Source organism: Cloacibacterium caeni (assembly GCF_907163125.1).
Classification (GTDB): Bacteria; Bacteroidota; Bacteroidia; order Flavobacteriales; family Weeksellaceae; genus Cloacibacterium; species Cloacibacterium caeni_B.
Genome location: NZ_OU015319.1, coordinates 2050694 through 2063221, shown reverse-complemented (window position 1 = coordinate 2063221; position 12528 = coordinate 2050694). Strand labels below are relative to the sequence as shown.

Below are 12528 nucleotides of genomic sequence, written 5' to 3'. Positions count from 1 at the left end.
AGGTTTTACGATTTTACAATTTTGCTTCTTAAAAACTCATACCAAGCTTCCATTCCTTCTCCTGAAGTAGCTGAAACTTCAAAAAATTGGGTATTTGGATTTACTTTTTTGGTATTTTCTTTCAGTTTTTCTACATCAAATTTTAAGTATGGCAATAAATCAATTTTATTGATGATACAGATGTTAGAACTGAAAAACATATCTGGATATTTCAGAGGTTTATCTTCTCCTTCAGTGGTAGAAATAATGACTACTCTTTGGTTTTCTCCTAAATCAAACATGGCAGGACAAACTAAGTTTCCTACATTTTCTATCATGAGTGTAGAATTTTGCTTCGGTTTTAGTTCTTTTAAAGATTTGGCAATCATTTCTGAATCGAGGTGACAACCTTTTCCAGTGTTGATTTGAAGAACAGGAACGTTTAACGCGTGAATTCTGGCTGCGTCATTGGTAGTTTGTTGGTCACCTTCAATTACAGAAAATTCTATTTCACCTTTTAAGTCAGCGATGGTTCTTTCTAAAAGCGAAGTTTTCCCAGAACCAGGTGAAGAAACCAAATTCATTGCGAAAATATTCAACGCTTCAAAAAATCCACGGTTTCTTTCTGCACCCAATTGATTTTGATGAAGAATATCTTTTTCTAATTCTACGATATTTACATCATGATGGTGGTGATGACCATGATTGTGGTCGTGATGATGATGTTCGTGGTTATGATTGTGTTCATGTCCATGTTCGTGATGGTGTTCATGACTGTGAGAGTGATCTCCATGATGGTGTTCGTGGGAATGAGTATGACCGTCGTGATGATGGTGTGTATGATGGTTTTCTCCCATTTTTGTTAAAGTAATTCCGTTTTCGTTGGAGCTACATCCGCAAGTTGAGCACATATGTTTAAATTTTAGCTGATAATTAATTTTTTTATTTTCATTTCTTGTCCTGTAATAATTTCCTTAAAAGGACTTCCGCAGCGTTCACAGGAATCATAAATTTTAGAAATCTCGAATTCATGATTGCACTCTGCGCATCTCGCAAAACCATCGGGTTCTGTAATGTGAACTTTGGCGTTTTCTAAAACACTATCCTTCATGCATTGTTCCCACGCAAATTCTAAAGAAGGAATTTCAATACCAGAAATTTTGCCAATTTCTAGGTAAATTTCTTCTACTTTTTTGCCGTTAATTTTCTCAACTTCTTGAGTGGCAGTTTTTAAAATAGAGGTTGCAATAGAAAGTTCGTGCATTTTTTTGTTAAATGATATGTAACAAATCTACACTTTTCTGATTAATTTTTTAAATGATTTTTGTGTTTTTAATAGGACTTTTATATGATTTTAATCAGTAACAAAAGTGACATGTGTTTAATGAAGTCACTGTTTATGGGATGTTTTGTTTAAAATAAATTTAAAATAATTATAAATAACGTAATTCTTTTCGGTTGTATTTCAAAATTTTTCTAATTTTAGAAGGATTAATAAAAAATAATATGGGGACTAAAACTTCAACCAATGAAACTTATCTTCAGAGTATTGAGAGACAAGGATATTCTAGAAGAGATTTCATGAAATTTGTTGCTTTCATTGGCGCATACATGGGTATCGAAAGTTCAGCTCTTGGTCAAGTAGCCAAAGCATTAGCTACTACACCAAGATTACCTGTAATATGGGAACATTTCCAAGAATGTACCTGTTGCAGTGAGTCTTTTATCCGTTCAGACCATCCTATCGTAGCGGATATAATTCTTGATAAGATTTCATTAGATTACACTTTAACATTGATGGCGGCAAGTGGTCATCAAGCAGAAGCTGCGAAAAAATCTACGATGGAGAAATACAAAGGAAAATATATTCTTTGTGTAGAAGGTTCTGTTCCACTAGGAGATGATGGTAATTATTGTGTAATTGCAGGAAGAACAGCTATAGATATTCTAAAAGAGTCTGCTAAAGACGCTGCTGCTATCATAGCATGGGGAAGCTGTGCAACTACAGGTTGTGTACAAGCAGCAAAACCTAATCCTACTGGTGCGGTTCCTATTAATAAAATTATTACAGATAAACCAATTATCAATGTTCCAGGATGTCCGCCAATTGGTGAGGTAATGGCTGGAGTGATTGTACATTATGTAGCATTTGGTAAATTACCAGAATTAGATGCTGCAGGAAGACCAAAAGCTTTCTATTCTAAACGTGTACACGATAGTTGCTACAGAAGACCTTATTTTGATGCAGGTCTATTCGTAGAAAGTTTCGATGACGAAAATGCTAAAAAAGGATATTGTCTATATAAAGTAGGCTGTAAAGGACCATCTACTTATAATACCTGTGGTAATATGAAATGGAATGGTGGTATCTCTTACCCAATTCAGTCTGGTCACGGATGTCTAGGTTGTAGTGCAGATAAATTCTGGGATGCAGCAGATAGTTTCTATTCTAGAGACATTTCTGCAATAGGCGGTTTCGCAGAGAGCAATGCTGATACTGTTGGTAAAGTTGCTCTTGGTGGTGTAGTTGCCGGAGCTGCAATACATGCCGTAGCTTCTAATATTTCTAAGAGAAAAGATTTAGAAAGAAGAATAAAAGAAGCAGAAGAAAGTGAAAAAAAATTAGCTAAAGACAAGATTTAAAAATTTAAAAAATGGCAAATAGAATAGTAGTAGATCCTATTACAAGGATTGAAGGTCATTTAAGAGCAGAGGTAGAAATCACAGACGGAACCATCAGAGACGCATTCCTTTCATCAACAATGGTGCGTGGTTTAGAAAATATTGTAAAAGGCAGAAACCCAAAAGATGTTTGGGCTTTTGTACAAAGAACTTGTGGAGTATGTACTACTACCCACGCTATTGCTTCTATTAGAGCAGTAGAAAACGCATTAGGAATTAATGTACCACCTAATGCAGAAATGGTAAGAAATATAATGCTGGGTTCATTATATTTACATGACCATATTGTACACTTCTATCATCTTCATGCATTTGACTGGGTAGATGTAGTCAATGGTTTAAGTGCAGACCCTATAAAAACATCACAATTAGCACAATCCATCTCTAATTGGCCAAAATCTTCACCAGGATATTTTGCTGATTTACAAAAACGTTTGAAAAAATTTGTAGACAGCGGACAATTAGGAATCTTCGCAAACGGATATTGGGGACACCCAGCTATGAAACTTCCACCAGAAGCGAATTTAATGGCAACAGCTCACTACCTTGAAGCTTTAGAATGGCAAAAAGAAATCGTAAAAATTCACGCTATCTTCGGAGGTAAAAATCCACACCCTAATTTCTTAGTAGGAGGAATGGCTTGTGCAATTAATGTAGATGACGCAAGTGGTATTAACGCAGAGAGACTTGCTCTAGTTCAGAAATTATTAATTCAAGGAAAAGAATTTGTAGAACAAGTTTATCTTCCAGATTTATTAACGATTGCTAGTTTCTACAAAGATTGGGGCGCAATTGGTGGTTTCCATAATTTTATGGCTTTCGGAGATTTCCCAATGGCTGGTTACGGAAATAAAGACATGAGTACCTACAAATTCCCAGCAGGTGTAATTCTTAATAAAGATTTATCTAAAGTACATGATGTAGATTTAGAAAATCTGAAAACAGTAGAAGAGCATGTGAATAACTCTTGGTACGATTATACAGGTGATCCAAATGCTGGAAAACAACCATGGAGTGGAGAAACGAATATCAATTATACAGGTCCGAAACCTCCTTATGAATTCTTAGATGTAGAAAATAAATACAGCTTTATCAAAACTCCTCGTTGGAAAGGTCAAGCGATGGAAGTAGGCCCATTAGCGAGAATGTTATTAGGTTATGCTTCAGGAAGAGAAGATTTCAAAGAAGTAGTAGATTCTGCATTAACGAAATTAGATGTTCCTGCAGAAGCATTATTCTCTACTTTAGGTAGAACAGCAGCTAGAGGTTTAGAAACTCAATTAGTAGCTCAGTGGAATTTAGAATTCTATGATAAATTAATTGAAAACATCAAAGGAGGAGACGAAAGAATGGCAAATATGGAGAAATGGGAAGTTTCTACATGGCCAGCCGAAGCCAAAGGTGTAGGTAGAGTAGAGGCTCCAAGAGGAGGATTAAGCCACTGGATTGTAATAAAAGACGGTAAAACAGAAAATTACCAACAAATTGTACCTTCTACTTGGAATGCATCACCACGTGATCCAAAAGGACAACGCTCTCCTTACGAGAGTACATTGATTAATACTCCAGTTGCAGACACAGAACTTCCATTAGAAATCATTAGAACGATTCACTCTTTTGACCCTTGTATTGCTTGTGCAGTGCATTTGTATGACGAAAAAGGAAATATCATCAAAGAAATTAATGACGTTTCTGTTTGTACCGTTTAATCTAAAAATATTTTAAAATGGAAAACACAACTCAAATTCAAGAAGGCGTTCCTATTAAAACGGTCACCTTCAGACGAGCGTACATTTGGCAATTGCCCGTTCGTTTTTTCCATTGGATTAATGGTTTTGCAATTACTTTTCTCATTATTACAGGGTTTTTAATCGCAAATCCTCCTGCAATTATGACCGCAAAAGAAGCGTCAGGACAATTCTGGATGGGACTAATCAGACAAGTACATTTCATAAGTGCTTATGCAATGGTTGCTGTAATGTTTATGAGAGTTTATTGGGCTTTTGTAGGAAACAGATTTGCCAATTGGAGACAATTTGTACCTTTTGATAAAAAAGGAAGAGAAAAAATGTGGCACGTAATCAAGTATGATATCTTTTTATTCAACGAAAAAGAATATAAATTTACCAATATTCCTATTGGTCATAATGCAGTTGCTGCAGCATCTTATTTGGTAATGTTCATTCTAGCAGTAGTAATGGTGTTTACCGGATTTGCATTGTATGCGCCTACATCTACATGGTTTTTCCCTAAGTTTTTTGCTTGGGCTACCTCGTTGATTACTACAGATGAATTTTTAATCAGAAGAATTCACCATATTGTAATGTGGGCATTTATATTGTTCATTGCAGTACATTTTTACCTAGTCTTATTCCACGATTGGTTAGAAGGTCGTGGTGAATCTTCAGCGATGGTAAGTGGTTATAAATTCTGTCGTACAGAAAGATTTGAAGATTATAAAGAAGAGGAGAAACATTAATATTAAACTAAACCGAATTCCCTGAAATAATGATCATTTTCGGGGAATTTTTTGCCTCAAAAATTTAAAATTTTGAAAAATAATACAGAAACTTTCCAATATACCGTAGACGAATTTCATTCTGACGGAAATGATATTCTCGTTTTGGGAATAGGGAATTATTTGATGGGAGACGAAGGAATTGGTGTTCAATTTGTTAAAAATTTAGACACTTCTAGATTTCCAAAAAATATCAGTTTTTTAGATGGAGGAACTGGCGGATTTTCACTTGTTCCCTACATAGAAAGTCATGAGCATGTCATCATTGTAGATGCTACGATGGACGGAAAAGAAGAAGGAACCATTACACTTCTTACCCCTAAATTTTCAGACGATTTCCCCGTTTCGTTGAGCGGTCATAATTTTGGATTAAAAGACATGGTAGATATTCTTACTTTTATGGATAAAATGCCTAATATTTATCTTTTTACGGTTACCATTTCTAAAATGGAGCCTATGTATCTTGAGCTTTCACCAAAAGTAGCGGCTGCTATTCCAAAAGTAACCGAAATGGCTCTAGAATTAGTTCAAAAAATTAGAAATAATTAGAATTCCGCTGATTTTACAAAAGTTTATTTCAAATTGATAAAAAAATCTGCTTAATCGGCGCAATCAGCGAGAAATAATTTAATGATATCATACGAAATACATATTTCAGGGCGAGTTCAAGGAGTGGGTTTTCGTCCTTTTATTTTCAATTTGGCTGAAGAATTCGGACTAAAAGGCTACGTTTCGAATGACGAGTTGGGCGTAATTATTGTTTGTCAAGGTGAAAATTCTGAGCAATTTTTTAATGATATTCATCACAGAAAACCGAAATCTTCTGAAATCATTTTTTCTGAAATCAAAGAAATTGAAACAGCAGAAATTTTTGATAGATTTTTCATCAAACCTACCGAAAAAAACATTGTGGTAGATATTCCGTTAACGCCTGATTTTGCAACTTGCGAATCTTGTGAAACTGAACTTTTTGATGAGAAAAATCCTCGTTATTTTTACCCTTTTACCACTTGCACACAATGCGGACCGAGATATTCTATAACCAAAAAATTCCCTTTCGAAAGGGAAAATACAGCGATTGAAGTTTTCAAAATGTGCCCGAATTGTTTAGCAGAATATAAAAATCCAGATGATGTAAGATTTCATTCTCAAACCAATTCTTGTCCGAATTGTGGTATTCAAATTTGGTTAAAAGGCAACCAAGGAAACAAATTCAAAGGCTCCAACAAAGAAATTTTTGAAAAATTAGCCAAAGAATTATCCAAAGGAAAAATCGTAGCGCTCAAAAATACAGCAGGTTATTTATTGATGTGTGATGCCACCAATTCAGCAGCCGTTTCAGAGTTGAGAAAAAGAAAACGCAGACCTACGAAACCTTTCGCCGTTTTATTTTCTGGAATCTCAACAATGCAGGAATATTTAGAGGTGTCAGAACTGCAAATTCAGCATTTTAAATCCTCTGAAAGTCCTATAATTGTTACTAAAATTAAGGAGGTAAAAGATTTGGCAATTGAAGAGATTTCACCGAATATGAATTCTGTTGGCGCGATGTTTCCCTATTCTGGCACGTTGAAATTGATTTCGAAAACTTTCGGAAAACCGCTCATCGCAACCAGTGGAAATTTCCATGGTTCGCCAATTTGTTCTACTACAGAAGAAGCTGAGCAAATTTTAGGTAAAATTGCAGATTATTTTTTGCATAATACATTAGAAATTCAGCATCCTCAAGACGATTCTGTGATTAAATTTTCTCCAAAACATCAGCAGAAAATTGTTTTTCGTCGTTCCAGAGGTTTTGCTCCCAATTATTTCTTTGCCGAAGAACTTTCGGAACTCAATAAAGAAAAAAACAAGATTCTGTGTTTAGGCGGAGATCTTAAAAATACTTTCGCCGTTGTTCCAAACAATCACGTTTACATTTCAGAATTTATCGGTGATTTAGCCAATTTTGAAACCTACGAAAGATTTGAAAATACTGTAAAATCGTATCAAAAAATCTTCAATTTTGAACCCAATTTAATTCTTTCCGATTTACATCCTAAATACGAAAACCAAAAAATTATAAAAAATCTGTGGAAATCTGCGGAATCTGTGGGAAATAATAAAATCCAGCATCATAAAGCACATTTCGCCTCCATTTTAGGAGAAAAAAAACTCTGGAAAAAAGATAAAGTTTTGGGCATTATTTGGGACGGAATTGGTTTCGGAACTTCTACAGAAATTTGGGGCGGAGAATTTTTCCTTTTTGAAAATCAAAAAATGGAAAGAGTGGCTCAACTCGAAAATTTCGCTTGGATTTTAGGCAATAAAATGTCGAAATCTCCCAAAATTTCAGCACTTTCTATTTCGGAAAATAATGAAGATTTGAAATTTGCTTTTGATGAAAACGAATGGAAAATCTACACCAATCTTATAGAGAAGTCAGAAGTGAAAACTTCATCTATGGGAAGGTTTTTCGATGCGGTTGCTTTTGTTTTAGGTTATGAAAAAAACATTTTTTTTGAGGGAGAATCTGCTATGTGGTTGGAGAAAATTTCTCAGGAAAAGTTTCCCACAGATTTCACAGATTTTCACAGATTGAAAGATTATTTGAAAAATGATGAATTTGAAAATATCCCTACAAAAAAACTGTTTTCTAAAATTCTGGAAGAAAAAAAATCAGGAAAAAGCGCTGGCGAAATCGGACTGAATTTTCATTTTACTTTAATTAAAGCGATTGAAAAAATAGCACAGCGTTTTGCGGTGAAAGAAATCACTTTTTCTGGTGGAGTTTGGCAAAATGCTTTGTTAGTAGATTTGGCAATAGAATTTTTGGGAGATAAATTTGAACTTCATTTCCACGAAATACTTTCTCCAAATGATGAGAACATCAGTTTCGGGCAATTGAATTATTACTTAAACTTAAAATAATAAAATGAATACTGTCATTCTGAACGAAATGAAATGTAGTGAAGAATCTAATGGTAAAAGATTCTTCATTTCGCTTTGCTGCATTCAGAATGACATTAAAAAAATCTAAAATTTAAAATAAATGGACATTTACGATTTATTAGGAAAAATAGACCACACCGAAGACGAAGACAAAGTTTCTTATTCTGCTGGTGTGGTAATGGCGATGAGCTTGAAAGATATGGGCTTTGAAGATATTAAATATGATGATTTTACGGAGGGAATGAAAACTGTTTTCAATAATGAGATGGGAAAAATTTCGCCAAAAAAATCTATTGATATCTTCAACAATTATGTGCTGTTGCTTCGTGGCGAAATGTTGCAAAAAAATGCAGATGAAGGACAAGCTTTTCTCGAAAAAAATAAAGAAAATCCTAAAATTACAGAATTAGAAAGCGGTTTGCAATACGAAATTTTGGTAGAAGGAAACGGAGAAATTCCAAAAATAACCGATGAGGTAGAAGTAGAATATGAAGGTTATTTGCTAGATAAGCAGGTTTTTGATTCTACTAGAGATGTAGGTGCGCAAGTTTTTAGAATTTCAGAAATGATAGAAGGATGGAAAGAAGTGTTGACTAAAATGCAAGAAGGTTCTCGTTGGAAAGTGTATATTCCGCCACATTTAGCTTACGGAGAAAACGGAGCGCCACCAATGATTCAACCGAATGCAACTTTGGTTTTTGTGATAGAACTGAATAAAATCATGTAAAATAATTTATTCACTCTCTGGAATTTAATTATTTTAGTAACAAGAAATATTTAAAAAGTAACACGATGGCGCAAGTAAGATTTGGCGTAAGTTTAGACGAAGAAGTTTTGAAAGAATTAGACCAATTCGTTCTGGATAATCATTTGCCAAACCGTTCACAAGCGATTCGACATTTGGTAGAAAACCGAATTGTAGAAAAGAAATGGAAAGAAAATGATGTGGTTTCTGGTGCTATCGTGTTGCTTTTTGATCATCATAAAGGTGATGTAGGAGTAAAGATGAATGATATTCAGCATGAATTTTACAAAGAAATTCTTTCAGCACAACATTTTCATCTGGATCATGATAATTGCTTAGAAATTATTGCAGTAAAAGGAAACGCAAATCGTTTAACCGATTTAGCCAATAAATTAATTGGTTTAAAAGGGATTATTCATGGGAAATTGGTAACCAGTAAAATGATATAAACTAACCCTTTCAGAGTTTCAAACTCTGAAAGGGTTTTTAATTTGCAAAAAGTAACACGAAAATATAAAAAAGTAATACGGTATGAGGTTAAAAATCTTTCTTTTTTTATTAATTTTAATTTCAATTAATGAATTTTTTGCACAAAATTTAAAAGGAATTTATGTTTTAATTGAAATTACAAAAAAGCCAATTTCATCAGTATTAATAAGTGATTTTAATGATGGTTTTCAAGAAGTTTCAGACGAAAATGGTTTTGTGAGTCTTCAAAATTTCAATTCGGAAAATCAAAAAATTTATGTTTCTGGAATTGGTTATGAGAAAGAAGAGTTTAACTTAGATTCCATTAAAAAAGAAAAAGATTTTGGCTACATTTTTCTCAACCCAAAAGTGGTAAGTATTGCGGAAGTTCAATTGAAAAATTCTGTAAGAAATAATATTTTTCAAACCATATCAGAATTAGATATTCATCTTCGTCCGATTAACAATTCGCAAGAAATTTTGCGTTCTGTTCCAGGGCTTTTCATCGGTCAACACGCTGGAGGCGGAAAAGCGGAGCAGCTTTTTATTCGTGGTTTTGATGTAGATCACGGAACGGATGTAAGCATTTCTGTGGACGGAATTCCCGTGAATATGGTTTCTCACGCTCACGGACAAGGTTATGCAGATTTGCATTTCGTGATTCCTGAATTTATTGATAAAGTAAATTTTGATAAAGGTCCTTATTTTGCGGAAAAAGGAAATTTTACCACCGCAGGTTTTGTAGATTTCAAAACCAAAGATTTTCTGGAAAATAATTTTGCCAAATTAGAAGTTGGGCAATTCAAAACGTACCGTGGTGTTTTGGGTTTAAACCTTTTGAAAAACAATAAAGAAATAAAAGACCATAGCTTATTTTTAGCTACAGAAGCTTATTTTACAGATGGATATTTTGACAGCCCTCAAGATTTTAACCGTTTTAATGGAATGCTGAAATATCATGGAAAGTTGAATGATAATAATTTCTTAACCGCTTATTTATCTGGACTTTCCAGTAAATGGAACGCTTCGGGTCAAATACCTGATAGAGCGATAGAAGATGGAACAATTGGTTGGTTTGGTGCAATTGATGACAATGAAGGTGGCAAAACTTCTCGATATAATTTCACTGCCAACATGAAATCTTATCTCAATAATGGAGGAAAATTCACCAATCAGATTTTTTATTCTAAATATCAGTTTGAGTTGTATTCTAATTTTACATTTTTCTTAAATGACCCAATTAACGGCGACCAAATTCGCCAAAAAGAAGATAGAAATTTGTACGGTTTTAATTCTACTTACGAAAAATCTACAAAAATTTTTGGTTTTAAATCAGAGACTATTGCAGGAATTCAATTGCGTTATGATGATGTAAATGATTTAGAACTTTCCAGAACCAAAGACAGAACCATCACTACAGAAGCTTTAAAATTTGGTGACGTAAATGAAATGAATTTCGGTGCTTTTTGGAGTCAAAAAATTGCTTTAAATCAAAATTTTGATATTACGCCTTCTATCAGATTTGATTATTTTGATAATCAGTATAATGACAAACTTCTTCAGCAAAAACTAAAATCAAATTCCAATATTTTCAGTCCAAAATTAAGAATGAATTATCGTTTCAATGAAAATGTGCAATTGTATTCTTATTTTGGAAAAGGTTTCCACAGCAATGACACCAGAGTTGCAGTTGTAGAAAACGGTAAAAAAGTTTTGCCTCCTGCTTTAGGAGCAGATTTTGGTGGAGTTTTTAAAATTGGCAAAAAACTCATTCTTCAATCGGCGGTTTGGTATCTTTGGTTAGACCAAGAATTCGTTTATGTAGGCGATGAAGCGGTGGTAGAAGAAGGTGGGAAAACCGAAAGAATGGGAATTGACATCACTGCTCGCTACGAAATTTACCAAAATTGGTTTGCAGATTTTAATTTAAGTATAGCGAAACCAAGAAGTTTAAATTTTCCTGCTGATGAAAATTTCATTCCTCTAGCTCCAAAATTAGTAAGCACAGGAGGAATTACCTACAGAAAACAAATGGGTTTCAACGGAAGTTTGCGTTACCGATTGATGGGAGATAGACCTGCAAATGAAGATAATTCTGTGGTGGCAAAAGGATACTTTGTTTGGGATGGAACGGTAAATTATACCACTAAAAAATGGGAATTGGGAGTTTCTGTTCAGAACATTTTTAATGTGAAATGGAAAGAAACCCAATTTGATACAGAAAGTAGATTGTATAACGAAATTCAGCCTGTTTCAGAGATTCACTTTACGCCAGGAACTCCGTTTTTTGGTAAATTAAGTTACACTTATTTCTTTTAGAAATGAGTATATTTGGTTTATAAATTTTGAAAACTAATGACACAGCAAAACGCTTTACAAATTTTTGAATCCAAAAAAATTCGCACTATTTGGGATGATGAACAAGAAAAATGGTATTTTTCTATTGTAGATGTAATAGAAGTTTTGACGGAATCTCCAAATGCTAGAAAGTATTGGAGTGTTCTAAAAACTCGACTTAAAAAAGAAGGAAGTGAGTTGGCTACAAATTGTAGTCAACTGAAAATGCAATCTTCGGATGGTAAATTTTATAAAACCGATGTTACTGATACCGAACAACTTTTCCGTTTAATTCAGTCTATTCCATCACCAAAAGCAGAACCTTTTAAACTTTGGTTGGCGAAAATCGCTAATGAAAGATTAGATGAAATGCAAAATCCTGAGCTCACCGTAGAACGTGCTATGCAAGAATATTTGCAATTAGGATATTCTGAAAATTGGATTAATCAAAGATTAAAAAGTATTGAAATTCGTAAAGAATTAACAGATGAATGGAAGAAGCGAGGAATGAAAGAAGGACTTCAATTTGCTGTTTTAACGGATATTATTACCAAAACTTGGTCAGGAAAATCAACCAAAGAATATAAAAAGTTGAAAGATTTAAAAAAGGAAAATCTTCGTGATCATATGACGAATACAGAATTGATTTTGAATATGTTAGCGGAAGCGTCCACGAAAGATATTTCTCAGTCATTTAATCCACAAAATTTTGAAGAAAATGTAGAGGTTGCCAAAAAAGGTGGGGATGTTGCAAAAGTTGCAAGAGAAAAATTAGAAGAATCTACAGGCAAAAAAGTAGTAACTTCTCAAAATGCAAAAGCTCTTTTAAATAAGAATAAACCACCAAAAAATCTTGAATCTTAAATCT

The 12528-nt window shown here is 33.8% G+C and carries 11 protein-coding genes; 9 read left to right on the top strand and 2 right to left on the bottom strand.

Annotated features, from left to right (window positions below; genetic code table 11):
- Positions 1 to 5: 5 nt before the first annotated feature.
- Together hypB and hypA are read right to left on the bottom strand one after the other, a co-directional pair.
- Positions 6 to 890 carry a hydrogenase nickel incorporation protein HypB gene (hypB, locus tag KKQ79_RS09540; protein WP_213189918.1) on the bottom strand — a complete coding sequence of 295 codons (885 nt, stop codon included), beginning with the start codon at positions 888 to 890 and terminating at the stop codon, positions 6 to 8.
- An 11-nt stretch (positions 891 to 901) separates the two neighbouring features.
- On the bottom strand, positions 902 to 1243 hold the full coding sequence (gene hypA / locus KKQ79_RS09535) for a hydrogenase maturation nickel metallochaperone HypA (RefSeq protein ID WP_104793920.1): 342 nt from the start codon (positions 1241 to 1243) through the stop codon (positions 902 to 904).
- 242 nt (positions 1244 to 1485) lie between these two features.
- Between hypA and KKQ79_RS09530 the strand changes: the two genes are divergently transcribed.
- The 9 genes from KKQ79_RS09530 to KKQ79_RS09490 all read left to right on the top strand — a co-directional run bounded on the left by KKQ79_RS09530 (position 1486) and on the right by KKQ79_RS09490 (position 12524).
- Positions 1486 to 2622, top strand: coding sequence for a hydrogenase small subunit (locus tag KKQ79_RS09530; RefSeq protein ID WP_104793977.1), 1137 nt, complete (start codon positions 1486 to 1488; stop codon positions 2620 to 2622).
- An 11-nt stretch (positions 2623 to 2633) separates the two neighbouring features.
- Positions 2634 to 4370, top strand: coding sequence for a nickel-dependent hydrogenase large subunit (locus tag KKQ79_RS09525; protein WP_213189917.1), 1737 nt, complete (start codon positions 2634 to 2636; stop codon positions 4368 to 4370).
- Between the two features lie 17 nt (positions 4371 to 4387).
- Complete coding sequence (cybH, locus tag KKQ79_RS09520) at positions 4388 to 5140, top strand: Ni/Fe-hydrogenase, b-type cytochrome subunit (RefSeq protein ID WP_213189916.1); 753 nt, start codon at positions 4388 to 4390, stop codon at positions 5138 to 5140.
- Positions 5141 to 5212: 72 nt separating this feature from the next.
- The gene (locus KKQ79_RS09515) at positions 5213 to 5728 is read left to right on the top strand and encodes a HyaD/HybD family hydrogenase maturation endopeptidase (protein WP_250131227.1); all 516 of its coding nucleotides are present in this window, start codon (positions 5213 to 5215) and stop codon (positions 5726 to 5728) included.
- An 81-nt stretch (positions 5729 to 5809) separates the two neighbouring features.
- Positions 5810 to 8089 carry a carbamoyltransferase HypF gene (gene hypF / locus KKQ79_RS09510; RefSeq protein ID WP_213189915.1) on the top strand — a complete coding sequence of 760 codons (2280 nt, stop codon included), beginning with the start codon at positions 5810 to 5812 and terminating at the stop codon, positions 8087 to 8089.
- Positions 8090 to 8210: 121 nt separating this feature from the next.
- Positions 8211 to 8837, top strand: a complete 627-nt coding sequence (locus tag KKQ79_RS09505; RefSeq protein ID WP_213189913.1) for an FKBP-type peptidyl-prolyl cis-trans isomerase — start codon at positions 8211 to 8213, stop codon at positions 8835 to 8837.
- Positions 8838 to 8902: 65 nt separating this feature from the next.
- On the top strand, positions 8903 to 9304 hold the full coding sequence (gene nikR, locus KKQ79_RS09500) for a nickel-responsive transcriptional regulator NikR (RefSeq protein WP_213189912.1): 402 nt from the start codon (positions 8903 to 8905) through the stop codon (positions 9302 to 9304).
- 82 nt (positions 9305 to 9386) lie between these two features.
- Positions 9387 to 11642: a TonB-dependent receptor gene (locus KKQ79_RS09495; protein WP_213189910.1), complete on the top strand. Its 2256-nt coding sequence runs from the start codon at positions 9387 to 9389 to the stop codon at positions 11640 to 11642.
- Positions 11643 to 11678: 36 nt separating this feature from the next.
- Positions 11679 to 12524 carry a BRO-N domain-containing protein gene (locus KKQ79_RS09490; RefSeq protein WP_213189909.1) on the top strand — a complete coding sequence of 282 codons (846 nt, stop codon included), beginning with the start codon at positions 11679 to 11681 and terminating at the stop codon, positions 12522 to 12524.
- Positions 12525 to 12528: the final 4 nt, after the last annotated feature.

Bases quoted from the DNA above. Each gene is read 5' to 3' on its own strand.
- hypF (WP_213189915.1), top strand. From the start codon at position 5,810: ATGATATCATACGAAATACATATTTCAGGGCGAGTTCAAGGAGTGGGT.
- nikR (WP_213189912.1), top strand. From the start codon at position 8,903: ATGGCGCAAGTAAGATTTGGCGTAAGTTTAGACGAAGAAGTTTTGAAA.
- cybH (WP_213189916.1), top strand. From the start codon at position 4,388: ATGGAAAACACAACTCAAATTCAAGAAGGCGTTCCTATTAAAACGGTC.
- hypA (WP_104793920.1), bottom strand. From the start codon at position 1,243: ATGCACGAACTTTCTATTGCAACCTCTATTTTAAAAACTGCCACTCAA.
- KKQ79_RS09505 (WP_213189913.1), top strand. From the start codon at position 8,211: ATGGACATTTACGATTTATTAGGAAAAATAGACCACACCGAAGACGAA.
- KKQ79_RS09495 (WP_213189910.1), top strand. From the start codon at position 9,387: ATGAGGTTAAAAATCTTTCTTTTTTTATTAATTTTAATTTCAATTAAT.
- KKQ79_RS09530 (WP_104793977.1), top strand. From the start codon at position 1,486: ATGGGGACTAAAACTTCAACCAATGAAACTTATCTTCAGAGTATTGAG.
- KKQ79_RS09525 (WP_213189917.1), top strand. From the start codon at position 2,634: ATGGCAAATAGAATAGTAGTAGATCCTATTACAAGGATTGAAGGTCAT.
- KKQ79_RS09490 (WP_213189909.1), top strand. From the start codon at position 11,679: ATGACACAGCAAAACGCTTTACAAATTTTTGAATCCAAAAAAATTCGC.
- hypB (WP_213189918.1), bottom strand. From the start codon at position 890: ATGTGCTCAACTTGCGGATGTAGCTCCAACGAAAACGGAATTACTTTA.